The 25,184-nt window shown below is 62.0% G+C and carries 23 protein-coding genes; 6 read left to right on the top strand and 17 right to left on the bottom strand.

The window, feature by feature from the left end; genetic code table 11:
* Positions 1–4: 4 nt before the first annotated feature.
* On the bottom strand, positions 5–688 hold the full coding sequence (locus JTP94_RS20055; RefSeq protein WP_204852196.1) for an ABC transporter ATP-binding protein: 684 nt from the start codon (positions 686–688) through the stop codon (positions 5–7).
* A 1-nt stretch (position 689) separates the two neighbouring features.
* Positions 690–1,784: an efflux RND transporter periplasmic adaptor subunit gene (locus JTP94_RS20060; RefSeq protein WP_204852197.1), complete on the bottom strand. Its 1,095-nt coding sequence runs from the start codon at positions 1,782–1,784 to the stop codon at positions 690–692.
* 159 nt (positions 1,785–1,943) lie between these two features.
* Between JTP94_RS20060 and JTP94_RS20065 the strand changes: the two genes are divergently transcribed.
* Positions 1,944–2,969, top strand: coding sequence for an AraC family transcriptional regulator (locus JTP94_RS20065; protein WP_204852198.1), 1,026 nt, complete (start codon positions 1,944–1,946; stop codon positions 2,967–2,969).
* Between the two features lie 7 nt (positions 2,970–2,976).
* Here the strand turns inward: JTP94_RS20065 and JTP94_RS20070 are convergent, their stop codons facing one another.
* On the bottom strand, positions 2,977–4,302 hold the full coding sequence (locus JTP94_RS20070; RefSeq protein ID WP_204852199.1) for an FAD-binding oxidoreductase: 1,326 nt from the start codon (positions 4,300–4,302) through the stop codon (positions 2,977–2,979).
* A 251-nt stretch (positions 4,303–4,553) separates the two neighbouring features.
* Here JTP94_RS20070 and JTP94_RS20075 point away from each other — a divergent pair, with 251 nt between their 5' ends.
* Positions 4,554–5,030: an Lrp/AsnC family transcriptional regulator gene (locus JTP94_RS20075; protein ID WP_034510479.1), complete on the top strand. Its 477-nt coding sequence runs from the start codon at positions 4,554–4,556 to the stop codon at positions 5,028–5,030.
* A 33-nt stretch (positions 5,031–5,063) separates the two neighbouring features.
* Here JTP94_RS20075 and JTP94_RS20080 read toward each other — a convergent pair whose 3' ends face one another.
* From JTP94_RS20080 to JTP94_RS20110, 7 genes are all read right to left on the bottom strand, one after another.
* A complete protein-coding gene (locus JTP94_RS20080; RefSeq protein ID WP_204852200.1) occupies positions 5,064–6,725 on the bottom strand; it encodes an ABC transporter ATP-binding protein in 1,662 nt (553 codons plus the stop codon).
* Complete coding sequence (locus JTP94_RS20085) at positions 6,725–7,567, bottom strand: ABC transporter permease (RefSeq protein ID WP_204852201.1); 843 nt, start codon at positions 7,565–7,567, stop codon at positions 6,725–6,727. The genes JTP94_RS20080 and JTP94_RS20085 overlap by 1 nt, the downstream gene beginning before the upstream one ends.
* A gap of 2 nt (positions 7,568–7,569) precedes the next feature.
* A complete protein-coding gene (locus tag JTP94_RS20090) occupies positions 7,570–8,520 on the bottom strand; it encodes an ABC transporter permease (RefSeq protein ID WP_204852202.1) in 951 nt (316 codons plus the stop codon).
* Between the two features lie 96 nt (positions 8,521–8,616).
* A complete protein-coding gene (locus JTP94_RS20095) occupies positions 8,617–10,227 on the bottom strand; it encodes an ABC transporter substrate-binding protein (protein ID WP_204852203.1) in 1,611 nt (536 codons plus the stop codon).
* A gap of 73 nt (positions 10,228–10,300) precedes the next feature.
* Entirely contained in the window at positions 10,301–11,017 is a 717-nt protein-coding gene (locus tag JTP94_RS20100; protein ID WP_204852204.1) for an HAD-IA family hydrolase, read from the bottom strand.
* A 238-nt stretch (positions 11,018–11,255) separates the two neighbouring features.
* Positions 11,256–12,629 (bottom strand): aspartate aminotransferase family protein, encoded by a 1,374-nt coding sequence (locus tag JTP94_RS20105; protein WP_204852205.1) that lies wholly within the window; start codon positions 12,627–12,629, stop codon positions 11,256–11,258.
* A gap of 11 nt (positions 12,630–12,640) precedes the next feature.
* On the bottom strand, positions 12,641–13,480 hold the full coding sequence (locus JTP94_RS20110; RefSeq protein WP_204852206.1) for a GNAT family N-acetyltransferase: 840 nt from the start codon (positions 13,478–13,480) through the stop codon (positions 12,641–12,643).
* Between the two features lie 315 nt (positions 13,481–13,795).
* Between JTP94_RS20110 and JTP94_RS20115 the strand changes: the two genes are divergently transcribed.
* Both JTP94_RS20115 and JTP94_RS20120 read left to right on the top strand, forming a co-directional pair.
* Positions 13,796–14,464, top strand: a complete 669-nt coding sequence (locus tag JTP94_RS20115) for a haloacid dehalogenase type II (RefSeq protein ID WP_204852207.1) — start codon at positions 13,796–13,798, stop codon at positions 14,462–14,464.
* Positions 14,465–14,476: 12 nt separating this feature from the next.
* A complete protein-coding gene (locus tag JTP94_RS20120; RefSeq protein WP_204852208.1) occupies positions 14,477–15,754 on the top strand; it encodes an FAD-binding oxidoreductase in 1,278 nt (425 codons plus the stop codon).
* 16 nt (positions 15,755–15,770) lie between these two features.
* On the opposite strand, the gene JTP94_RS20125 is transcribed toward JTP94_RS20120, so the two are convergent.
* Complete coding sequence (locus JTP94_RS20125; RefSeq protein WP_204852209.1) at positions 15,771–16,169, bottom strand: RidA family protein; 399 nt, start codon at positions 16,167–16,169, stop codon at positions 15,771–15,773.
* A gap of 166 nt (positions 16,170–16,335) precedes the next feature.
* On the opposite strand from JTP94_RS20125, the gene JTP94_RS20130 reads away from it, so the two are divergent.
* Entirely contained in the window at positions 16,336–16,929 is a 594-nt protein-coding gene (locus JTP94_RS20130; protein WP_204852210.1) for a TetR/AcrR family transcriptional regulator, read from the top strand.
* Between the two features lie 60 nt (positions 16,930–16,989).
* Here JTP94_RS20130 and JTP94_RS20135 read toward each other — a convergent pair whose 3' ends face one another.
* The 6 genes from JTP94_RS20135 to argE form a co-directional block, all read right to left on the bottom strand.
* A complete protein-coding gene (locus JTP94_RS20135) occupies positions 16,990–18,447 on the bottom strand; it encodes an NAD-dependent succinate-semialdehyde dehydrogenase (RefSeq protein ID WP_204852211.1) in 1,458 nt (485 codons plus the stop codon).
* A gap of 18 nt (positions 18,448–18,465) precedes the next feature.
* Positions 18,466–19,509 (bottom strand): tartrate dehydrogenase, encoded by a 1,044-nt coding sequence (locus JTP94_RS20140; RefSeq protein WP_204852212.1) that lies wholly within the window; start codon positions 19,507–19,509, stop codon positions 18,466–18,468.
* A gap of 10 nt (positions 19,510–19,519) precedes the next feature.
* The gene (locus JTP94_RS20145) at positions 19,520–20,983 is read right to left on the bottom strand and encodes an aldehyde dehydrogenase (protein ID WP_204852213.1); all 1,464 of its coding nucleotides are present in this window, start codon (positions 20,981–20,983) and stop codon (positions 19,520–19,522) included.
* A 196-nt stretch (positions 20,984–21,179) separates the two neighbouring features.
* Positions 21,180–21,536 carry a cupin domain-containing protein gene (locus JTP94_RS20150; RefSeq protein WP_204852214.1) on the bottom strand — a complete coding sequence of 119 codons (357 nt, stop codon included), beginning with the start codon at positions 21,534–21,536 and terminating at the stop codon, positions 21,180–21,182.
* A 20-nt stretch (positions 21,537–21,556) separates the two neighbouring features.
* Positions 21,557–22,480 carry a glyoxylate/hydroxypyruvate reductase A gene (locus JTP94_RS20155; RefSeq protein WP_204852215.1) on the bottom strand — a complete coding sequence of 308 codons (924 nt, stop codon included), beginning with the start codon at positions 22,478–22,480 and terminating at the stop codon, positions 21,557–21,559.
* 123 nt (positions 22,481–22,603) lie between these two features.
* Positions 22,604–23,728, bottom strand: coding sequence for an acetylornithine deacetylase (argE, locus tag JTP94_RS20160; protein WP_204852352.1), 1,125 nt, complete (start codon positions 23,726–23,728; stop codon positions 22,604–22,606).
* A 267-nt stretch (positions 23,729–23,995) separates the two neighbouring features.
* Between argE and JTP94_RS20165 the strand changes: the two genes are divergently transcribed.
* Complete coding sequence (locus JTP94_RS20165) at positions 23,996–24,895, top strand: GNAT family N-acetyltransferase (protein WP_204852216.1); 900 nt, start codon at positions 23,996–23,998, stop codon at positions 24,893–24,895.
* The last annotated feature ends 289 nt before the right edge of the window (positions 24,896–25,184 follow it).

A 25,184-nucleotide genomic window follows, 5' to 3' on the forward strand; every position in this document is an offset into this window, starting at 1 on the left:
GCGGTCACGCAGCCTCCGCTTCGATGAATTTGCCCTTGTCCAGCCGCAGCTGACGCCGGGCGGAACGGGCGGCGGCATCGTCATGCGTCACCATGACGATCGTCTTGCCAAGCTCGGTATTGAGGATACGCAGCATGGCGAGCACCTCGTCGGTGGATTCACGATCGAGATCGCCCGTCGGCTCATCGCATAGCAGCAGTTTCGGGTCGCTTGCGAGCGCTCGGGCGATGCCGACGCGCTGCTGCTGGCCGCCGGAAAGCTCCGACGGCAGATGCCGTCGCCGGTCGGCAAGGCCGAGCATGGACAGAAGCGTCTCGACCCGCTCGCGACGCTGGCACGCAGTGAGGCTCGTCAACAGCAGCGGCAGCTCGACATTCTGTTCCGCCGTCAGCATCGGCATCAGATTGTAGAACTGAAACACGAAGCCGACATTGGCCGCGCGCCACCTCGCCAAAGCGCTTTCGCTCATCCGGCTGAGGCGGGCATGTTCGAAATCGATCTCGCCTTGGTCCGGGCGATCAATGCCGCCGATCAGGTTCAACAGGGTCGATTTTCCCGACCCCGACGGTCCGACGATGGCGACAAAATCGCCCGGCGCAATCGTCATGGTCAGATCGGAAAAGATCGTCACGGCATTGCGTCCGAGCCGGTAATCCTTGCGCACGTTGTTGATCAAAATGCCGTCCATCTCAGTTTCCTTTCTCGTCGGCCTTCGCTTGAAGGCTCGGTGGGTTCAGAGTCACTTTCGCCGCCATGTTCGGCAGCACGCCTGAAGGCGCCGTCAGGAATTCGAGACGCGCGGTGACGGTGCCCTTCTGCATCGATGCCACGGGCACGATCGTTGTTACCCGCATCCTGAATTGCCGGTCGTGAAAGGCGTCGAGAACGGCGAGTGCGGTCTGGCCAGGCTCAATGCGTGCGGCGTTGGATTGGGCAATATCGACATCGATGACTAACGAATCCGGATCGAGAAGCGTCGCAATTCCGTCTCTGGGGCCGCCGCCGTCGGTCCCCGAGGCGACCATGTCTCCAAGACCGGCCAGCCGGGCAACGATCACACCGTCGAAGGGGGCGACGATGCGATGGAGCGATATGGTGTTTTCCTGCTTCTCCACCTGAAGCCGTGCGGTCTCGGCCGCCTGTCTTGCGCTGTCGAGATCATTGGATAATTGCAGAACGGCAAGTTCGTCCGCGTCGAGGTTGCTCTGGGATGCCGCGCCGCGATCGGCGAGTTGCCTGGTGCGTGCCAGGGTCCTTTGCGCCTTTGCGAGCGAAATCTCGTTGCGCTGTACGGTGATGAGGGCAGCAGCGGCCTGTGACCTTGAGATCTTCAGCTCGATCCCGCTCGTCGTCGTATCGAGCTCTGCAATGACTTGACCGGCGATGAAATGATCCCCGACATCCAATGGCAGGGAGACGACCTTACCGCCGACCTCGGGCCGCAAGGTGATCATGCGCCCTGCGACGACATAGCCGGAGCCGATCACGGCCTGGGGAAGGCTGGCGATGGGTACGGCTGCGACGGTGTCTCCATTCCGCGATGATGTGTCTGCCGTCGCAGGCGATACGGAACTGGTCGCGATCGAAGACGAGTACTTTACGGTCGTATCGATGGCGGGCTTCGATGGCAGGTAGACGATAGCTGCCGGTATCGCGATCGCGCTTGCTAGAATGAGGCTGCGAATTGCGAGCCGTCGGCTTGCTGTTGAGTTAGGTGGCGGCCTATCGGGGCGATCGATCGCCAGGGAACGAAGTCGGGTTGCCATGTTTGCGTCGGCGCTCATCGCGATCTCCAGCTGGTTGCGTCGCCAACATCGCCGTACAAGGCTGCCGATGCGACCTGGATCACGATTCAGGACGTCCCGGATCGCGATCTGGATCGCCTGAGGTCGCGAGTCAGGTCATAGTGGCGGCCGATCACGATTGATCGTGGAAGGGGTCTCATGCTGTTCGTGCCGTTGCCGTTCGTCGTCGCGTTGCTGCTTCTGCTGCTGCTTCTGGCAATGCTGCGGCGGGATGACGGCATGGCCGCCAACCGACCGTTTTTGGTGCTGCTGGCACTCTGCTGCGTGCAGTCGGTCCTTGTCGGCTTGCGCTGGGGTTACGATCTACCGGTCATCGGCCGCCTGACGCTTGCGCTTGCGACGATCATGCCGTCGCTGGTTGTTGCAGGTGTTATGCACCTCGGTGCCGCTGGTCCGCGCCGTTGGTCCGAGCGCATCGGCCTCTACGGCTTTCCACCTGCAATCATCGCGCTGCTGGTCATTATCTGGCCCGAGGCGATCGATATCGCGATGATCCTGATCTATCTCGGCTATGCCGGTGCCTTGCTCTGGCTGATGCGCGCCGGTCCCGACGTGCTGCCGCTTGCGTCTTTCGAGACGGCTCAGCCGACCCATCGAGCTTTCGTCTTTGCGGCGGCGACGCTGAGCTTTTCGGCAGCGATCGACGCGCTTGTCATGTTCGATTTCGAATGGACCCAGGGTGCTCATGTCGGCAAGATCCTCAGCATCGCCAATCTTCTCGGCCTGTTCATGCTCGGCATGGCCGCAGCCGCGGCCAGCCGGAATTCGACAGTAAGGGATATTGTCGATGTTGCGCCGGTACCGGATACGGCGGAAGACGCAGAAACGATTACCCGCATCGAGGCGCTGATGGGCGAGAAGAAGCTTTATCGTGACGCCAATCTCAATCTCGAGCGCCTTGCCCGCAGGGCCGGCATACCGTCGCGCCGCATCTCGGGCGCCATCAATCGCCGGATGGCGAAGAACGTCTCGCAATATGTCAACGACTACCGCATTGCCGAGGCCTGCCGTCTTCTTGTCGAAAGCGATCGGCCGGTCACAGAGGTCATGCTTGAGTCCGGCTTCCAGACCAAATCGAATTTCAACCGCGAGTTCCGCCGCGTCACCGATATGACCCCACTCGCTTGGCGCGACAAATGCGCTTATGCCTCAAGCCCAGGCTAGCCGTCTCTCAGAAATCGGCAACCTTTCCCCAGGTGGAGCGGTTCAGGCGATCCGGATGATAGGGCTTCGGATCGAAGATCGGCGTCGCACCCGTAACGAGGTCGGCAAGAAGATGTCCGGCACCGGGACCTATCCCGAAGCCGTGGCCGCTGAAGCCTGCTGCCAGGATCAGGCCGGGGATTGCAGGTATCTCGCCGATCGCGGGCACGCCATCCGGCGTGCTGTCGATATAGCCGGCCCATACAGCCGAAACAGGGGTATGAACCAGCGCGGGAAGAAGTGTGCGTGCCCGCGCAAGCGTCAGATCGATCTGCTTGCGGTCGGGACGCGGGTCGAGGATGCGGTTGCGCTCCATCGGCGTCGGCCGATCGAGCCGCCAGTGCGAGAGGGTCTCGTGGCCGCCCTTCAACCCCTCCAGGCCCCCCGGCGCCAGGCTTTTCCATCGTCGGGCGAACATCGGCACGAAATAGCGGGCAAAGCGAAGCTGCTGCAGGGTGGGGTCGACGCGGGCCTTGCCGCTGATGGCGAGCGTATAGCCGCCGTCGCTTCTGCGGGTGGCCGAAACGGCGGCCGTGTGCAGCGCTGCCGGAAGGCTCTTGGCACCGGGCGCAACGGACAGGATCGAGGATCGGATGGCCGCCTGTGGAAAGCGAACGCCGAGCTGCCGGCAGAAGGACGATGCCCAGGCACCGCCCGCCATGACAACGGTTCCGGTGCGGATCGTGCCGGCCTCGGTGACCACGGCGCTGACGCGGCCGCCCGTCGTCTCCAGACCACGGGCCGCGCACATCTGATGCACGCTGCCGCCGAGCGCCATGATGGCGCGGGCGACAACCGGCGCGGCGCGAGAGGGATCGGCGGTGCCGTCCGTCGGCGAAAAGACGCCACCCTTCCAGGCCTTGCCGGTCGCAGCCCCGAATTCGCTAGCCCTCTTGCTGTCGAGCATATGGGTGGTGACGCCGACGCCACGGGCAAACTCGCCCCAGCGCGCCCAGCCGGCGAGTTCTGCATCATTGTCGCTGAGATAAAGCAGGCCGCAGCGGCGAAAGCCGGTGTCCTCGCCGCTCTCCTCGGCGAATGTGTCCCAAAGCGCCAGGCTCTTGGTCGCCATCGGCAGCTCGCGGGCATCCCTGTTCTGCTGCCGGCACCAGCCCCAGTTCCGGCTGGATTGTTCCGCGCCGATGCGTCCCTTCTCGACAAGGGCGACTTTCAGGCCGCGGCGCGCAAGGTAATAGGCGGAGAAGACGCCGACGATGCCGCCGCCGATGACCACTGCATCCGCCGTCTCGGGCAGCGTCGGTGTGGTCTCGATGTGAAGAAGGGGGGCGGGCATGGCAATCTCCGTTCGCAGACCCCCATTCTAATCGAGCTTTTCGTCTGCAAATGCTGCAGATCGCTACCAGACAGCATTTCCTTCTGTGCAGGGCCGAGACCGCGAATTCTTCTGTTAAAGCACGGATTTTACGTCGTTATATCGAGATAAACATGCCCTATTCCGCTTGCTAAGCGAGGCTTTCGGCCTAAAATGACGAAAGATTATTCCGTAAGGCAGCCATCCTGCCATCCGCAAACCGGAGCGCGCCGATGAAACTCGACCGGATCGATATCAAGATCCTCTATGAACTGCAGAAGAACGGCCGTATCACCAATGTCGAACTGGCCGAACTGGTCAACCTTTCGCCCAGCCCCTGCCTGATGCGGGTCAAGAAGCTGCAGTCGGAGGGTTATATCTCCGGCTATTCGGCCCAAATCAACATCGCCAAGCTCGGGCAGACACTGACGGTCTTTACGGAAGTGACGCTGAAGAACCACCGCCAGATCGATTTCGCCCGCTTTCTGGCGGCCGTGGAAAAGGTGGATTCGGTGGTGGAATGCCATCTGGTGTCCGGCGGCTACGATTATCTGGTGAAATTCGTTACCGCCGGTATCGCCGAGTATCAGACAACGATGGAGCGGCTGATCGATATGGAGATCGGCATCGACAAATATTTCAGCTTCGTCGTGCTGAAATCGCCGATCGTCAAGGCGCATATGCCGCTCACCAGCCTGTTTCCTGTCTGATCGGCATTGAGCCCTTAGCCTAACTCGCGGACCTCAGCGGCTCGCGAAGGCCCCGACCAGCTCGTCGTCCTGCTGCAGGCCGTCGAGCCAGCCCGTGTCGAGCTTCGGCACCGAGGAGAACAGCAGTTTCGAATAGGGGTGCTTGGCGCCACCGGCGAGATCGGCGGAGGAAAGCTGCTCGATCTTCTCGCCCGCATACATCACGATGATCTCGTCGCAGATCGCCTGCACGGTCGAAAGATCATGGCTGATGAAGACGTAGGACAGGCCGAGCTCGCGCTGCAACTCCTTGAGGAGATCGATGATGGCGGCCGCCACGACCGTATCGAGGGCGGAGGTGATCTCATCGCAGAGGATGATCTTCGGTTCGGCCGCCAAGGCGCGGGCCAGATTGACGCGCTGCTTCTGACCGCCTGATAGTTCGGCCGGACGGCGGTGCTTGATGGCCGCTGGCAGATGCACCATGTCGAGCAGCTGCTCGATGCGGGCTTCGCGCTGCTTGGCGCTTGGGTTGCCGTAGAAGGCGAGGGGCCGACCGAGAATGTCTCCGATCGATTTGGCGGGGTTGAGCGCGGTGTCGGCGAACTGGAAGACGATCTGCAGCCTGCGCAGTTCTTCGCGCTGACGATGCCTGGCGTCGGCGGCGAGCTGTTTGCCGTCGAAGACGATATCTCCCGAAACCGGCGGCAATATCCCGGCGATGGTGCGGGCAAGCGTCGATTTTCCGCAGCCGGACTCGCCGATGATGCCGAGATTGTGGCCGGCTTCCAGCCTGAGGCTCACGGATTTGAGCGCGACCGCCGCCGGCAGGCCGCTCGGCTGAATCGGGCCGTATCCGGCCACGATATCCGTAACTTCGAGCAGGGCCGGCGTCTTGTCGGCGGCTGCCTGCGCCGGTGAGGCGTAGAGCTTGGGCTCAAACGCGGCGAGCAGTTCCCGCGTATAGGGATGGGAGGGTGAGGAAAGGATCTGCTCGGTCGTGCCGATTTCCTGGATTTCGCCGCCTTTCAGCACGACGATCCTGTCGGCGACCTGGGCGACGACGGCGAGATCATGCGATACGTAGACGCCGGCGATGCCGCCGTCCTTCATGACCGATTTGAAGGCCTTGAGCACTTCGATCTGCGTCGTCACGTCGAGCGCCGTCGTCGGCTCGTCGAAGATCACGAGCTTCGGATTGCCGATCAACGCCATTGCCGCCGACAGCCGCTGCAACTGCCCGCCGGATACCTGGTGCGGATAGCGCGCGCCGATCGTTTCCGGATTGGGCAGGCTAAGCGCCTTGAAAAGCTCGACGGCGCGCGCCTTCGCGTCTTCGACCGGCATGAGATCATGAATGCGGGTGATCTCGATCACCTGTTCCATGATGGTCTGGGCCGGATTGAAGGCGGCCGCTGCACTTTGCGGTATGTAGGCGACCTCGGTGCCACGGATCTTCGCTCTGGCTTTTTCGGGCAGGCTCGCCATGTCTTTGCCCGCAAGCAGGACTTCGCCGCCGCTGATCCGGCATCCAGGGCGAGCATAGCCCATCAAAGTCAGGGCAATTGTCGTCTTGCCGGAACCGCTTTCGCCGATCAGGGCGACGATCTCGCCATCCTGAATATCGAAGCTGACGCCGCGGATGATCTCGACGCGACGGCCGGAATCGGTCTTGGCCTCGACCTTCAGATTGCGGATTTCGACGAGTTTGGCCATCAATTGCTCCGGTCCCGGATCTTCTGGGGAAGGTTGTCTATCAGCAGGTTGACGCTGATCGTCAGGCTGGCGATCGCGATGCTCGGGAAGATCACCGCAGGCGCACCGAAGGGCAGGCCGCCGATGTTCTCACGCACCAGCGCACCCCAATCGGCATTCGGCGGCTGCACACCGAGGCCGAGGAAGGAAAGGCCGGACAGGAGCAGCACGATGAACACGAAGCGCAGGCCGAGATCGGCCATGACCGGCCCCAGAATATTCGGCAGGATTTCGGAACGGATGAGATAGAGCGTGCCTTCGCCGCGCGCACGGGCCACCGTGATGAAATCCATGGTGTTGATGTTGACGGACAGCGCGCGGGCAAAGCGATAGGCGCCCGGCGTGTAAATGACCGCGAGCGTCAGGATCAGCACCGGGATCGAGGAGCCGACACCAGCCACGACGACGAGGCCGAACAGCTTGCTCGGGATCGAATTCAAAGCATCGAGAAAGCGGCTGAGCACACTGTCGAACCAGCCGCCGATGACGGCCGCGATCATGCCGAGTGCCACGCCGGAGACGCAGGAGATGCAAACGGCGGCAAGCGAAATGCCCACGGTATAACGCGCACCCATGAGGATGCGTGACAGGATATCCCGGCCGAGATAATCCGTGCCGAGCCAGAACTTGACTGATATCGGACCGAAATAGTCGAAGTCGACGATATCGCCAATCGAATAGGGGATAATCAGCGGCGCAAAAATCGCCACCAGCGCCCATAGGAGAATGACGGCAAAGCCGAGCATGCCGACGATGTTGAAGCGGAAGCCGAGCTTGCGGGGAGTGAAGGCGGTAAGGGCCATGATCAGCGCAACCTCGGATTGGACATGATGGCGATGATGTCGGCGATGGTGATCAAAAGGAGATAGACCACGCAAAAGATCATCGCGCAGGTCTGGATCAGCGGCAGGTCGCGCGTGGCGACGGCATCGACCATCAGCTTGGCGATGCCCGGATAGTTGAAGATGGTTTCGACGATGATGACGCCGCCCAGCAGATAGGACAGCGACAGCGCCACCGCGTTGACGATCGGTCCTAGCGCATTCGGCAAGGCGTGTTTCAGCACCATGCGCCGGCGCGACGCCCCCTTCAGCAGCGCCATTTCCACATAGGGCGTGTTCAGCGTCTCGATGACGGCGGCACGCGTCATGCGGATCATCTGAGCGGATATGACGAAGCTCAACGTGATGACGGGCATCGCGAAGACGCGCAGCATCTGCCCGAAGGAGTGGATCTCATTGGCGAAGGCAAGTGCCGGAAGCCATTTGAGATAGACGGCGAAGATCAATACGGCCGAAGTGGCGACCATGAATTCCGGCACGGAGATGACGCCAATCGAGACGATGGTGATGATGCGGTCGTAGAGCGAGCCGCGCAGCATGGCCGCCGTAATGCCGAGTGTGAGTGCGATGGGCACGGAAAACAGCGTGGTCGCCGCCGCTAGCTTCAGCGAGTTTCCAAGCCGCGAACCGATCAGATCGGCAATCGGCATGTTGTTGGCATAGGAAATGCCGAGATCGCCGGTGGCGAGGCCAGCAAACCAGCGGATGAAACGCAGGATGGCCGGATCGTTCAGATGCATGGCGGCGCGAAGGCCGGCGACTGCTTCAGGAGTGGCCGCCTGGCCGAGCAGGATCTGCGCGACGTCGCCCGGCAGCATCGATGTCGCCGCAAACACCGTGAACGACACGATGAGCAGCGTGACGAGGGCCACGAGCACACGGCCGAACACGAGATAAAGAACGTGGCGGTTCATGACGGATCCCCATCGCGAGAGCGGATGTGCCTGTTTGCCGGCACTGTACCCGACAAGCGGCGCCGAGGCACCACCGGCCGGGTACGAAGGCAGGGATCAGGCATCGAGCCAGACATATTCCGCAAAGGCATAACCCATCATGCCGCCGAGCGGATTGGCTTCCAGCCCATGCAGCTTCGAGGAGATCGCGTCGACGTTGGAGATATAGGCCGGGATAGCGGTGCCCGCATCTTCAGCAATCATCACCTGCATTTCGCCGTAGATCGCCTTGCGCTTGGCCTGGTCGAGCGAGCCGCGCGCCTCGATCAGCATGCTGTCGAACTTGGTGGACTTGTACTGGCTCTCGTTCCAAGGGGCATCGGAAGAATAGAGCAGGGAGAACAGGATATCCGGTGTCGGACGCGGATTGATATTGCCGAAATGCATCGGCGCCTTCAGCCAGTAGTTCGACCAATATCCGTCGGAGGGCACGCGCTGAACATCGAACTTCATGCCGATATCCGCGCCGGCCTGCTGCAACACCATCGCCATGTCGATGGAAGATGTTGCGGCATCGGAGGCGACGACGGGGATGGACTGGCCGAAGAGGCCCGACTTCTGGAAGTGGAACTTCGCCTTTTCAGGATCGAAGGCTTTCGGCTTCAGGTCGGCATTGTGATAGATGCTGGATGGCGGTACGGGCTGGTCATTGCCGATTTCGGCGAGGCCGCGCAGCGCCGACTTCTGGATAGTTTCGCGGTTCAGCAGATACTTGACGCCGGTGACGAAGTCCTTGTTGCTGCCCGGGTTCATGTCGAGGCGCATATTGAGGTCGGTGTAGTTGCCGGAGGTGGTCTTCGACAGCGTCACGCCCGCCTGCCCGTCCAGGAGCCGCATGGAGCGCGGGTTGATGGAAGCGGCAAGCTGGATGTCGCCCGACATGAGCGCGTTGACACGTGCGGAATCGTCCTCGATCCCGAAGAACTCGAAGGAATCGAGGTGCGGACCGCCTTGCTTCCAATAGTTCTTGTTCTTGATGGCGACGGAGCGGACGCCAGGCTCGAAAGTCTCGCAGACGAAAGCGCCTGTACCATTGGCTTTGCTGAAATCCGTCGTGCCGTCGGCAATGATCATGAAATGATGGATGGCAAGGATCGTTGGAAGGTCGGCGTTCGGATTGGCGAGAGTGATCTCGACAGTCAGCGGATCGGCGGCCTTGAAGCCTGTCATCTGCTTGGCGATGGCATTGACCTTCGAGCCGACGGCCGGATCTAGATGGCGCTTCAGCGAATAGACGACATCGGCCGAAGACAGGGTCTTGCCGCTGTGGAAGGTCACACCCTTACGCAGCTTGACGGTCCAGACCTTGGCATCGGCGCTTTCGATGCTCTCGGCGAGTTCCATCTGCGTGACGCCATCCTTGTCGAGGAAGGAGAGGCGATTGTAGAAGGCGCAGCAACGGACATAATCCGTCGACAGCGATGCCTTGGCCGGATCGAGTGTGTCGGCGGTCGAGGATGACCAGCCGGCCGCCTTCAGCGAACCGCCCGAGACCGCGGTTGCGGCGAAGGCCGCGGAGGCTCGACCGAAGATCGCCCCGCCGGCCGCCGCGGCGATGCCGCCGGCGAGCAGCATTTGCAGGAGATCGCGGCGAGTTGCGCCACGGCGAATGGCATTTTCGACCATGGCATCGTCTGCGCTGGTCCAATTGGTGATCTTGTCGTTCATTGCGTTCCCCTTTTTGTTAAGGTCGGTTTGTTGTCCCGTCTTTGACGCGGGCTCAGTATCGGATCGTGCTCCGTCAGGTGGTCTCGGTTGCCTCCGCTGCTTCTGCAAGTCCTGCCATGGAGGTGAAATGATAGTCGGGCTTTGTGAATTCCTGAGGTTCGATGGTGCCGCCATAGCCCTTCTGGGCATGGCGTCGCTCGATCCAGCAATTGGTCATGCCGAGTTGGCGTGATATGCCGATGTCGTGATACTGGCTCTGGGCGACGTGCAGAATGTCGTCCTTCGAAGCGCCTTCCTTGCCGATGAAGGCGAAGACCTGTTCGAAGAAGGCCGGATCGGGTTTTTCCGTGCCGGCGTCATCAGCGGTGAATGCCGCATAGAACGGATTGCCGAGTTCTTTGGAGAAATGCTCGAAGGCCCAGCGGCGGGCATTCGTCATGGCAATCAGCCGATAGCGCTTGGACAGACGACGCAGAGCATCGGCGCTGTCGGCAAAGCCCTTCCAATTGCCAGCGGAATCGCGCAGCCGTTCACCGAATTTCACTTCGGCCGGTAAGCCGAGCTTCGGCGCAATGACCATATAGACACGGACCAGATCATCGGGAAAAAGACCGGCGTCGCCGGAATAGCGCGCAGCGCGATAGAGTGCGAGCGCCTCCTCGCCATCGACGGAGACGCCTGCTTCTTCAGCGATCCCAGCCAGACATTCCTTGATGCCGCCCTCGAAGTCGATCAGCGTTCCGACGACATCGAAGGTGAAATATTTGAAATCCGCTAAGCTCTTGGCCAAGTATCCGTCCTCGAATGAGCGCCATCAATTTCGGTCGCGCGACTGAATGCAGAAGAAAATGCTGTTCCGATCTTGCCGCTTTTTCTGTTCTATCTCCTCAGAATCCGCGCTTTTTAGGCTCTGAGGGTGGCAGCACGTCCAGTTTCGCAGTTAAGGCCTGCCGGAGTCTCTGAATGGCGGAGCTGTGGCGGCACAAAATTGCGAATATGGGCGCAAAGCGGTATTTCGACCGCCGCGCTCAAGCAAGAGCCGCGCGAACGTCCGGATCTTCCAGCGTCTGATCGAGCGTCCTGCGCGTACGCTCGATGATCGCGTCGATTTCCGCATCGGTGCAGCAGAGCGGCGGCGCATAGCCGAGGACGCCGTTGCCGAAGGCGCGGATGACAAGCCCGTTGTCCCAGGCACGATCGAATATGCGGCGCGAGGGATCGGCGGCTGCGGGCAGCGGCGTCTTGCGCTCCTGGTCGACGACCAGTTCGATGGCGGCCAGCATACCGCGTCCGCGCACGTCTCCAACAAGCGGATGCGCGGCCAGCTCGTGCAGGCCGGCCATCAGGCGAGCGCCCGCCTTGACGCCGTTTTCCAGCAAGCCGTTTTCATAGAGGCGCAGCACTTCGAGGCCGACTGCGGCGCTGACCGGATGGGCGGAATAGGTGTAGCCATGGCCGATCGCCGCGGACCCGGCACCATCGGCGATCGTCTGGTAAACACGCTCCGACAGGAAGACGGCGCCCATCGGCACATAGCCGGAGGTAAGACCCTTGGCGGTGGTCATGAGGTCGGGGACGATGTCTTCCTCGGAGCAGGCAAAGAGCGGCCCGGTGCGCCCGAAGCCGGTGATCACTTCATCGGCGACGAAGAGGATGTCGAGTTCGGTGCAGAGGTCACGCATCGCCTTCATCCAGCCGGGAGGCGGTACGAGTACGCCGCCGGAGCCCTGGATCGGCTCGACATAGAAGGCCGCCGCCCGTTCCGCGCCGATCTCCTCGACCTTGGCGCGCAGCGCCGCGACGGAGGCTGCGATGATCGCCTGCGGATCGCTGCCAACGGGATTGCGATAGGCATAATGCGTCGGAATCTTGTGCTGCCAGTCGAGCGGCACGCCGAAACCGGCATGGAAGATCGGCAGCGCCGTCAGGCCGGCACCTACCGTGGAGGAACCATGATAGCCCTGCTCGAGCGAAATGAACTGGTCCTTCGCCGGTTTGCCGAGCGAATGGTAATAGTAGCGGATGAAACGGATCGTGCTGTCGATGGCATCCGAGCCTCCGAGCGTGAAGTAGACGTGGTTGAGATCGCCCGGTGCACGGTCGGCCAGCTCGGCGGCAAGCCGGATGGCGGGCTCCGAGCCGAGGCTGAAATAGCCGGTGGCATAGGGCAGCTCACGCATCTGGCGGGCAGCCGCTTCCACGATGCTCTCGTGGCCATAGCCGGCGTTGACACACCAGAGACCGGCGAAGCCGTCGATCATCTGATGCCCGGTTGCGTCAGTCACGGTGGCGCCTTTGGCGGATTTCAGAACCCGCACACCGGCTCGCTCGTGGCCGCGATAGGAGGCGACCGGATGGACGAGGTGAGCGCGATCGAGTTCGACAAGGGAATTGCTCAGCATGATATCTCTCTTCAGCCCAGGGCTTGGCTCGCCAGGGCAAATGTGTGAACGCTTGAAGTGTTTGACGGAGCGAGTGATGCGGCGCGGCGCATGGCAATGCCGCCGCCGACATGGGCAAGGCCGTGTTCGAGCAAAAATGGAGTAAGGCCGGTTTCTGCCCCGGTATCCACGCGCATGAAGACGCCGGGGCGGGCCGCAAACAGGAAGCTCAGGAGATCCTCGGCGTCCGCCGCCGTTTCCGCGACGACCGGGCCGCAGAGCTCGCCGCGGCCGAAGGCGCGCAACGCTGCATATCCGCGCAGTCCATCGGTCTTGCGCAAGACGGCGAGACGACCGGCCTGGAACAATGTTCGCAGCAGCGCCGTGCGGTCCTCACCATAGGCGAGACGATCGAGAGCGACGATGTGGTCGAAGTCGGCCGACGTCGCACGATCGACCGCTCCGGCCGCAATACAGGCGCGCAACGGCCCCTGATGCTGGACGATCTCACCCTTCTTCTCGAAGCCGAGACTTTGATAAAGGGGAAGGCCCTCGGCCGTCGCCACCAGCCGGCACTCGCGGGCGCCGACGATCTCGAGGGCAGCCTGCATGATGCGCCGGCCGATGCCGCGCCCGCGCATGGCCTCGTCGACAATCACCATGTTGATCGTCGCGACGTCGGCGCCGTAGGGCGTGACGAAGATCGTCGCGACCACTTTCTCATTTTCGATCGCCACAAGGCCGCTGCTGAGTTCGAGCAGCATTTGCCACTCTTCGAGCCGATGCGGCCACCCGGCCTGGCGCGACAGGGCGAGGGCTGATTGGAGATGGGACTGGTCGAGGGGGCGAACGTCGATCGCGGATGCCTGCACAGGCCTTTTCTCCCGTCTGTTGCTTTATCTATTTGATAGACCGACAAGGAAAGAAGATCGTCCCGACGACGAAGCCGCGGCGGTATCTTTCACCGTCCGTCGACATGCCCGCCGCATCTTATGCCGGCGACGCGGCGCAACCGGTCGAGAAGACAGCGCGCGGAGGTGTCTGGCGCGCAACTCTCTGCCAAAGCAGTGCGAGCATACAGAACTTTCTGCTTCCCGACGGCGCAAATGCGGTGAACCGATGGGCGAAGGCTGCCTATGATGGGGCGAGATCAGCGCCAGCACGGCATTCTGTAAGGGATCAAGGACATGACGACGTTCCGGCCAAAATACATTACCTTCGACTGCTACGGCACTCTGACGAATTTCCAGATGGCCGAAGCGGCCCAGAAGATCTATGGCGAGCAGCTCGATCAGCCGCGCATGGCGCGGTTCATCAAGAACTTCGCCGCCTACCGGCTGGACGAAATTCTCGGTGACTGGAAGCCCTATAATGAAGTGATCCATAATGCTGTCGAGCGTACCTGCCGCAAGAACGGGGTCGTCTTCCACGCCGAGGATGCCCGCTCAATCTACGAGACCGTTCCGAGCTGGGGTCCGCATCCGGATGTGCCGGCGGGTCTTGCCAAGGTCGCCAAGGAAATCCCGCTGGTCATCCTGTCGAACGCCATGAACGAGCAGATCATGCACAATGTCGAAAAGCTCGGCGCGCCGTTCCATGCTGTTTTCACGGCGCAGCAGGCCAATGCCTACAAGCCGCGCTTCAAGGCCTTCGAGTACATGTTCGACATGCTCGGCTGCAATCCGGAGGACGTGATGCATTGCTCTTCCTCCTTCCGTTATGATCTGATGTCGGCCCATGATCTCGGCATCAAGCACAAGGTCTGGGTCAATCGTGGCCATGAGCCCGCAAACCCCTATTATGAATATGCCGAGATCAAGGACATTTCCGGTCTGCCCGGCGTTCTCGGGCTTTGACGGGAGACGGCAATGCAGTTCAAGTCCTACTGGCACGACACCGCGCCGCGTTTTGCCGGTCAGAGTGCAGCGCCGATCGAAGGTCACTATGATGTCGCGGTGATCGGCGGCGGCTTCACCGGCTTGGGCGGGGCACGCCAGCTCGCCAAGGCCGGCGCCAAGGTGGTGGTGCTGGAGGCAAACACAGTCGGTTCCGGCGCCTCCGGCCGCAATGGTGGTCATCTCAACAACGGCATCGCCCACAGCTTCATTGCTGCCAAGGCCGAACTCGGGGTCGAGCGGGCCAAGGCGCTTTATCGTGCCTTCGACGACGCTGTCGATACGGTGGAACGGATCGTCGCGGAAGAGGCGATCGACTGCAATTTCCGCCGCGCCGGCAAGCTCAAGCTTGCGTCGAAGCCGACTCACTTCGATGGCATTGCCCGAAATTTCGAGGCGGTTCACCGCGAGATCGATCCGGATACGGCGCTGCTGACGGCAAGCGACCTCAAGGCCGAAATCGGATCGGCCTCGTTTCACGGCGCGATGCTGTCGAAGAAGAGCGCCATGATGCATATGGGGCGCTACGCGGTCGGGCTTGCAGAGGCGGCTGTCCGCCATGGAGCGGTGGTCTACGAGAATGCAGCGGTCACAGACCGGCGAACCAATGGCAATAAGCACGAGTTGACGACGGCGCGCGGCAAGCTCACGGCCGACAATGTCCTGCTCGCAACCGGCGCCTACACGCCGGGGATCTTCGGCTATTTTCGCCGGCGGATCGTGCCCGTCGGCAGTTTCATCATCGCCACCCGACCCCTGACGGAGGCGGAAGTTGCCGCGACTATGCCGGGCAACCGCACCTGCGTCACATCGCTCAATATCGGCAACTATTTCCGGCTTGCTCCGGACAATCGATTGATCTTCGGCGGCAGGGCCAGATTCTCGGCCACCTCCGATCAGCAGTCGGATGCCAAGAGCGGGGAGATCCTGCACGCCGGCCTTGCCGAGATCTTTCCGCATCTCGCCAAGGTCGAGATCGATTATTGCTGGGGCGGCCTGGTCGATATGACCAAGGATCGCTTTCCGCGCGCCGGCTACGTCGACGGGTTGTGGTATGCGATGGGCTATTCGGGCCATGGGGCGCAGATGGCGACGCATATGGGCATGATCATCGCCGACGCCATCCTGGGCAAGGCGGATCGCAACCCGGTCAAGGGGCTGGAATGGCCTGCCGTTCCCGGGCATTTCGGCAAGCCCTGGTTCCTGCCGCTCGTCGGCATGTATTACAAGACGCTCGATCGCTTTCAATAGCCGGGGATTGCCAGAATCATGCCTTTGGGGGGATGCGGGCAATGACCTTGATCTCGAAGTCGAAGCCTGCGAGCCAGTTCACGCCGATCGCGGTCCAGTTCGGATAGGGCGGCGTACTGAAGATCTTCTGTTTGACGGCCATGATCGTCGCAAACTGGTTTTCAGGATCGGTGTGGAACGTCGTTATATCAACGATATCATCGAGCGTGCAGCCTGCCGCATCCAGCGTTGCCTTGAGGTTTTCGAAAGCCAACTGGACCTGGAGTTCGAAATCAGGTTCGGGCGTTCCATCGGAACGGCTGCCGACCTGTCCTGACACGAACAGCAGGTCAGCGGATCGGATGGCGGCCGAATAGCCGTGTTCCTCGTAAAGGGCGTGCCTGTTGGCAGGGAAGATTGCTTCGCGCTTGGTCATTCCTGATCTTTCTTCATAGACGTTGACGGGCGGTCGATGAGCGCAGCGCGATCCGGGAACTTCACACGCTGTCGCATCATCTGATATACGTTGCGTATCTGAAATAGCCGACATACGCGCCGTATGTCAAATTAATATACGGCGCGTATATGAAATTGAGGGCAAGATGGCGAAACGACGCGTCGAAACGATGGAAGAGAACCGTGCCAAGTTGATCGTGGCCGCACGCAAGGCCTTCGCCGAAAAAGGGTATTCGGCCGCTTCCATGGACGAGCTGACCGCCGAAGTCGGCCTAACACGGGGCGCGCTTTACCATAATTTCGGTGACAAGCGCGGGCTTCTGGCGGCGGTTGTCGATCAGATCGACTCGGAAATGGCGTTACGCGCCCAAGAGATCGGCGTTCGAGCGGGCGATGATTGGAAGGGCCTGCTCGCCGAAGGCGCTGCTTATATCGAGATGGCGCTTGTTCCCGAGGTCCAACGCATCGTTCTGCTCGATGGACCTGCAGTGTTGGGTGATCCGTCAAAGTGGCCCAGTCAAAGCAGCTGTCTTCAAGCAACCAGGCGGACAGTGGAGCGTCTGATCGCCCAAAAAGCCTTGAAGCCGGTCGACGCGGAGGCGGCCGCCCGGCTTCTCAGCGGCGCCGCCCTCAATGCTGCTCTCTGGGTCGCTGCCAGCGACGATCCGCAGCATGTGCTGCCGAAGGCCATCTATACTTTCCATGCCTTGGCCGGGGGCCTTCTCACGAAGCCTGCGTGAATTCCTGTCGGCAGGAAGCTGCCACCATGTCCGCGCTGCAAGTCTGCTAGGACGCGACTTTCAGGCAAGCCCGCCGATGTGGAAGGTTTTCATCTCGAGATATTCCTCGATGCCGGCCTGCGAGCCTTCGCGCCCGAGACCGGATTGCTTGACGCCGCCAAAGGGGGCCACTTCCGTCGAGATCGCGCCCGTATTCAGCCCGACCATGCCGAATTCCAGTGCTTCTCCGATGGCCCAGGAACGCTTGAGGCCTTGCGTATAGAAATAGGCTGCAAGGCCGAAGGGCGTGCCGTTGGCGATGGTGATTGCCTCTTCGTCCGTCGTGAAGCGGAAGAGCGGCGCGACCGGGCCGAAAGTCTCTTCGCTCGCCAGCAGCATGTCGGTGGTGGCGCCAGACAGGACGATAGGAGCAGCGTATTGGCGGCCCTCCGGCAAGTTCGAAGCCCTGGCGATGATCCTTGCGCCCTTCTCGACGGCATCGCTGACGTGGCGCTCGATCTTGTCGATGGCGGCGGCATTGATCATCGGTCCGATGTCGATTCCCGCCTGCGTGCCGGGGCCGACCTTCATGGCGGAAACGCGGGCGGAAAGCTTTTCGGCAAAGGCGTCATAGACCTTGTCCTGCACTAGAATGCGGTTGGAGCAGACGCAGGTCTGGCCGCCGTTGCGGAATTTCGAGGCGATCGCACCCTCGACGGCAAGGTCGAGATCGGCATCGTCGAAGACGATGAAGGGCGCATTGCCGCCGAGTTCGAGGCTGAGACGCTTGATGCTGTCGGCAGCACCCCGCATCAGCAGGGCGCCGACACGGGTCGAGCCGGTGAAGGAGATCTTGCGCACAATCTCGTTGCGCATCAGCTCGTTGCCGATCTCGGTCGGCATTCCAGTGACGATGTTGATGACGCCAGCAGGGATGCCGGCGCGCTCGGCGAGCACGCCAAGCGCCAGCGCCGAATAGGGCGTGAAGTCTGAGGGCTTGATGACCACAGTGCAGCCGGCGGCAAGAGCCGGCGCCACCTTGCGGGTGATCATCGCATTCGGGAAGTTCCACGGCGTGATGATGCCGCAGACGCCGACGGGCTCCTTCAGGACGATGATCCGCCGGTCGGGTGTCGGCGAGGGGATGGTGCCGCCGCTGATGCGGCGGGCTTCCTCGGCGAACCATTTGACGAAAGACGCGCCGTAGCGGATTTCACCGCGTGCCTCGGCGAGTGGCTTGCCCTGTTCGCTTGTCAGGAGCAGCCCGAGATCGTCGCAATGTTCGATCATCAGATCGTGCCAGGCTTCGAGCAATTGCGCCCGCTCGGCATGGGTTTTCGCCCGCCAGGCGGGAAAGGCTGCATTGGCGGCCTCGATTGCTGCCCGGGTCTCGGTCTCGCCCATATCGGGAACGGTGCCCACAGCCGTCTGCGAGGCCGGGTCGAGGACATCAACCGTCTTGCCGGAGGCCGCATCCAGCCAGGTTCCACCGATCAGGCCCTGCTGGCGAAACAGGCTCTTGTCCTTGAGGTCGATCATGTCTTGCGTCCTTGTCGTTCAGCTGAGTGCGTTCAGCACGGCCTTGGTAATGGTGTCGGTTTTGTCTTGGCCTGGAGCCGTGCCGATGCCGGCCGCAGTCGCCGCAGCGATGGCATCCATGATCGCGTCGGCGGCAGTCTTCTCGCCAAGATGCTCGAGCATCATGGCGGCCGACCAGATTGCGGCGATCGGATTGGCGATGCCGAGATGGGCGATATCCGGGGCGGAGCCGTGCACGGGCTCGAACATCGAAGGCGCGGTCCGATCCGGATTGAGATTGGCGGAGGCGGCAAAGCCGAGCCCGCCCTGGATCGCCGCCCCGAGGTCCGTCAGGATGTCACCGAACAGATTGGAGGCGACGACAACGTCAAGGCTCTCCGGCGCCATCACCATGCGCGCCGCCATGGCGTCGATATGGTAGCTGGTGACAGTAACCTCGGGATAGTCGGCCGCGACCAGGGCGGTGATCTCGTCCCAGAACACCATGGAATATTTCTGCGCATTCGACTTGGTGACGGAGGCGAGCTTGCCGCGCCGCATGCGCGCCTGCTCGAAACCGAAACGCAGGATGCGCTCCACACCTGTGCGGGTGAAGATCGAGGTTTCGACGGCGACTTCGTTGGCCGTGCCCTGATGCACGCGGCCGCCTGCGCCGGAATATTCGCCCTCGGTATTCTCGCGGATGCAGAGGATGTCGAAGTCTTTGGCTTTCAATGGCCCTTCGACCCCCGGCAGCAGCCGGTGGGGGCGGATGTTGGCATATTGCTCGAAAGCCTTGCGGATCGGCAGAAGCAGGCCGTGCAGGGAGACGGAGTCTGGCACCTCGGCCGGCCAGCCGACCGCGCCGAGCAGGATGGCGTCGAAACCGCGCAGCGTCGCAATGCCGTCGGCCGGCATCATCGCGCCGGTTTCCTTGTAGTAGGCGCAGGACCAGGGAAAGCTCGTCGGCTCCAGCCCGAAGCCCGTCTTCCCGGCCACTTTCTCCGAGACTTGCCATGCCGCATCGATGACATCCTTGCCGATACCGTCGCCGGGTATGAGCGCGATCCTGTAGGTCTTCATGGTCGGTTCCTCAGATGTTGATCAGCACGGACTTGCTGCGGCGATTGGCAAGATAAGCGTCGCGGCCAAGATCCTTGCCGATGCCGGAACTCTTGTAGCCGCCGGTTGGCAGAATATGGTCGCGCGAACGCCCGTATCGATTGACCCAGACGGTGCCTGCCTGCAGCCGACGTGTGACGCGAATAGCGCGGGAAAGATCGCGCGTGAAGAGGCCCGCTGCAAGGCCGTAGATCAGGTGATCGGCGAGCTCGAGCGCCTCCTCCTCATCCTCGAAAGTCTGCAAGGTCAGCACCGGGCCGAAGATTTCCTCGGTAACGGCGGGGGAGGCCTGATCGACACTTGCAAGCAGCGTCGGCGCATAGAAATAGCCGGGTCGATCCAATTGTGTTCCACCGGTCAGGCACTCCGCGCCGGCATCGATCGCTGCCTGGACGATCCGGTCGATACGTCCGATCTGGCGTTCCGAGATGATGGGCGAGTAGAGGCTGTTTTCGTCCCAGGTCGGTCCCGGCTTGATCCTGGACATATGCTCGAGGATCGCTTCGGCAAGCGGCGCTGCGATGCTGCGTTCGGCAATTAGCCGCGATCCGGCCACGCAGGCCTGGCCGGCATTGGCCAGGATGTTGCGGGCTATCGCTTCGGCTGCCAGCGCGATATCCGCATCAGCGAAGACCAGTTGTGGGCTCTTGCCGCCAAGCTCAAGCGTCATCGGCTTGATGCCCGTGCGGGCGATGTTCTCCATGATCGCCGACCCTGCGGCGGTCGAACCGGTGAAGCTGATCTTGCCGATGCCGGGATGGCCTGTGATCGCAGCCCCCGTCGTCGGGCCGTCGCCGAGCACGATGTTGATCAGGCCGGCGGGGATGCCGGCGCGCACCGAAAGCTCTGCCATATAGAGCGTCGAAAAAGGCGTCATCTCGGATGGCTTCAGCACGATGGCGTTGCCGGCCGCAAGTGCCGGGCCGATCTTCCAGCCAGCCATGGAAATCGGAAAGTTCCAGGGTGTGATCGCGCCGACGACGCCATAGGGTTCAGTCATGATCATGCCGAGGCTGTTGCCGTCAGTCGGCACGAGATCGCTGCCTTCCTTGTCGGCGAATTCGGCGAAGAAGCGGATCTGCTCGGCTGTTACGGCAATGTCGCCGGCGATGAGCTGCCCGACCGGTCGGGTCGAGGATACGGCCTCGAGGCGCGCCAATGTGGCGGCTTCTTCCTCTATGAGGTCGGCCCATCGCACCAAAGCCTTGGTCCGCTCGCGCGGCCGAAGGCTGGCCCAACCGCTTGTCCTGAGGGCTTGATTGGCCGCGTCAACGGCCTGATCGACCATGTCCTTTCCCGCGATCGGGCATTGCGCGAAAGCGACGCCATCCGAAGGCCGGTGGACGTCCATACCGCCGTTTGCTGCGACATAGCGGCCGCCGATAAAATGCCCGCTCGGAAGATCGAGGGAGTCTGGGTCGAAACTGAGGGTCATGGCGTTTCCTTGCCGATGGTTCCGGCAAGTCTAACGGCTGTGCCGTGGCAGTTTCGGTCGTGCGTCTGCGATGTTGCGACGGAATATCCCGTTTGTCCCCGGTGTTTCAGCGCAAGATTTGGTGCCTGAAAGCGCGGCGCGCAACGAAGCTGCACGCTTGGTTCGGCTTCAAGAACGGAAAGGTCCGCAAAGCGTGTCATCCGGTGACGGTGACATAGATTTTGCGGACGGTCTCGATCGTCCGCCAGACGCCTTTGAAGCCCGGTTTCATGACGAAACTGTCGCCGGCGCGGTAGGTGACCGCCGTGCCGCCGTCCTCGGTCAGCTCGATAACGCCCTGCAGGATATGGCAGAATTCGAAAGTCTCTCCCTTGATCGAGCGAGTCTCGCCCGGCGTCGCCTCCCATACGCCGGTATTGACCGTTCCGTCGCGGGCGCTGTCCTGCGCCCAGGTCTTGAAGGACGGATCGCCGGAAATCAGCCGCTCGGGGAGGGCCTTGGATTGCTTCGGCTCGAATGTCGGCGCGAGATCGATGGCTTTCAACAGGGACATGTGGTTCCTTTCAAGGGTGATCAATAGCCGCGGCTGCGGTCGACCAGGCCGATGGGCTCGAGCCCGTTCTCGTGGCGGCGGATGTTGGCGATGACGGCATTTGCCGCCGTCTCGGGCTGCGTGACGCTGGCGACATGCGGTGTCAGAATGATCCTGGGGTGATGCCAAAGCGGGTGCCCGGCCGGCAGCGGCTCGGGGTCGGTGACATCCAGGACAGCGCCGCAGAGGTGGCCGTCGTCGAGCGCGCGGATCAGGGCCGCCGCATCGAGTTGCGGGCCGCGACCGGCGTGCACGAGGCCTGCGCCCGGCGGCAAGACGGCAAAGAGATCGGCGTTGATGATGCCTTGCGTTTCAGGTGTCAACGGCAGAAGGCAGACGAGAATATCGGTGCCCGCCAGGAACTCCGGCAATTGATCGGCCCCGTGATAGCAGGTGACCCCTTCGATGCTGCGCGGCGAGCGGCTCCAGCCGCGAAGCGGGAAGCCGAAGGCGCGCAGGCGCTCAAGAACGGCAAGGCCGAGATTGCCGAGGCCGAGCACGCCGACACGCCGGTCGGACGCCTGGCGCACGGGTCGGGCAGCCCATTTCTGCGCTCTCTGCTGTTCGATATAGCCCGGAAGATCGCGATGTATAGCGAGCACTCCAAGCGTCACATACTCCTGCATCATCCGCGTGATGCCGTCTTCGACCATGCGCACGAGCTCGACCTTTTCGGGCAGGGCCGAAAGGGAGAACTGGTCGACACCAGCGCCGATGGAAAACAGGATTTCCAGATTGCGATAACGGTCAAGGTCGGCGGGCGCAGTCCAGGTGATCAGATATTTGATAGCGTCCCGGTCGATGCTTTCAGCATCCGTAATGAAGGGAAGGCCGGGCAGCTCGCGCGCGAAGGCGGCCTTGAAGATTTTGGCCCGTTCGGCGTCGGAATTGAATAAGAAGGCCATGATTTTCCTTCGGGTTTGCTTGAGCCAGACTGCCGTGACCTTCACGGCAGGATGCATCGAAATTGGCCATAGGACCGCATAACGATGCGGATTTTCGCAGTCTTGCGGTGCGATCGTCATAACCTACCGAAATAGACGATCCCCGAGCGCTTCGATCATCCGAACGCAGGCTGCAAGCTCGCCGAGTTCGATGAACTCATTGGCCTTATGCGCGCGGCCGATGTCGCCGGGGCCGCAGATGATGGCGGGCATGCCTGCGGCCTGATAGAGGCCGGCCTCCGTGCCGTAGCTGACTGCGGCAAGCGGCGTCTGTCCGGTCAGCTCTTCCATCAGCCGGGCCAGAGGCGTATCGGCGGCCAGCGATAGTGCGGGATAGCTGCTGAGCACCTGCCACTGGGTGGTAAAGCCGCGATCCGTCAAAGTGGCAAGACGAGCTTCGATTTCGGCGAGCAGACTGACCGGCTCGACGCCTTCGATGGCGCGGGCTTCCAGCTCGATCGTGCATTGATCGGGAATGATGTTGACGGCCTGCCCGCCGTGAATGGTGCCGACCTGCAAGGAGGAATAGGGCGGTTCGAAATTGCCGTCGAACGGTCCCTTTGTCAGACGCTCGGCGGTCGCCACGGCTTCGTCGAGAATTTCTACCATGGCGTGGATGGCATTGAGGCCGAGATCCGGGCGGGAGGAATGACCCGTACGGCCGCCGATCATGACCCGGGCCGCGGCCTTGCCCTTGTGCGCACGAACGGCGCGCATGCCGCTCGGCTCGCCGATGATGCATCCCAAGGGGCGCGCGCAGAGATCGGGAAGCCGTGCGATCAGGTGCGGCACGCCGCGGCATCCGGCCTCCTCATCATAGGAAAACGCCAGATGCAAGGGGCGGTCGAGCGGTCGCCGTGCGATTGCCGGCAGGACGGCGAGGGCACAGGCGAGAAAGCCCTTCATGTCGCTGGTGCCGCGCCCCGTCAGCCTTTCGCCGTCGCGCTGCAGCGAAAATGGATCGCTTGTCCACGCCGGCTCGCCCGCGGGCACGACATCCATGTGGCCGGAAAGCAGATAACCCGGCCGATCGGCCGGGCCGACAGTGGCGAACAGATTGGAACGGTCACCTTCGGGACCGGCGAGCAGGGTGACGCGCGCGCCGGCCTGCTCAAGATAATCGGCGATCCAGCCGACGATCGCCTGGTTCGGCGTGCCGACGACGGATGGAAAGGCCACCAGCCGTTCAAGAATCTGATCCGGAGTCATTTCAGTCACTGCAACATTCCTGATTTGCCAGCAGCCACGCCGTAAAGGTGGCTTTCATCAACATAATATGCCGCAATGCCACCGGCTGCTGAAAGCGTCGCAGCTTCGGTGGAATCTTCCGTATTTGCAGGGCTCTCAAGCGCATTCTGTTGCGTAAGCGACGCTACAAACGATACAGGCGGGTATTGCCAGCAAATTGTGAATTCAAACCGAGCCCGGCAGCAATTCGGGTCACCTCTAATGTGCCTGCGAGAATGGGGGAGTGTCATGGCTAATTCCAGTTCGTTTCAACTGGAATCGTTTGAACTGACCATGGGGGATATCGCAAAGGCCGATCTCGATGCTCTGCACGCTCTGTCGCTGTCGGTAAGCTGGCCGCACCGAGCGGAGGATTGGCAGATCATCCGCGAGCTGGGTCAAGGTATCGTGGCGCAGGATTCGATCGGTCGTGTGCTCGGCTCCGCCATGCTTTTCGACTTCGGGCTGTATTTCGCCACCATCGGCATGGTGATCACCTCGCCGCGTTTGCAGGCGCTGGGAACGGGGCGCTGGATGATGGATCATGTCATCGCGCAGGCCGGCTCGCGCCCACTTGGACTGAACGCGACCCGTTCCTCCAAGCGGCTCTATCAGTCTCTCGGCTTTAATGCCGAGCAGGTCGTCTACCAGTGCCAAGGGGAGGCAATCGCGCCGCCGGCTGAGCTTTTGCCGCCGGGCACGCGACTGCGCCCGATCGTCGAGGCCGATTTGACCGAGGTCGCTGCATTGGATCTGGCCGCCTATGGCGCTGACCGCACACTCCTGTTGCAACGTCTCATCGCCATCTCGGAGGGATTGGCGCTTGTCCAGGGTGAACATATGGTCGCCTTTGCGCTCTGTCGCCGCTTCGGGCGCGGCCATGTGATCGGCCCCGTGGTGGCGATGGGCGACGAAGAAGCGATTGCCGTTGTTCGGCCGTATGTCGCCGAACGCGCCGGCGGCTTCCTGCGCCTCGATACCCGCCAGCAGACCGGTCCGTTCCCGCAATTTCTGATGCAATCCGGACTTGCGATCCATGACACCGTCACGAGCATGTCGCTGCGGCAGGTCTGGTTGCACGGGGATGGGCGTCCGCCTGTCGATGGAAAGCCGCTGACCTATGGTTTGGCCAGTCAGGCGCTGGGGTAGGGCGCTTCCTCGGTGAATTTGCCCGCCCGCCCGGACCTCGGCACCCGCGAGGATTGCCGGTCGAACAGCTGCACACCCGATCGGGCTGTGACCATAGCGTGTGACGCTCATGGTCGTCCCTCGAGGGCGTCAGGCGAGCCGAGAGCTGGCGGATTGGCAGCTATGCGCTTCGACGCTTGCCAGTGCCGCATTGATGCCTATATTGAGCGAGCATTCGGCCGCGTGTTTAGGCCGAGATGCTGCTTGGCTGCAACAGCCGCCTTCACCCGGCACTCGATTTGCCGGCGGA

The organism is Martinezella lusitana (assembly GCF_016901135.1).
Taxonomy (GTDB): Bacteria; Pseudomonadota; Alphaproteobacteria; order Rhizobiales; family Rhizobiaceae; genus Rhizobium; species Rhizobium lusitanum_D.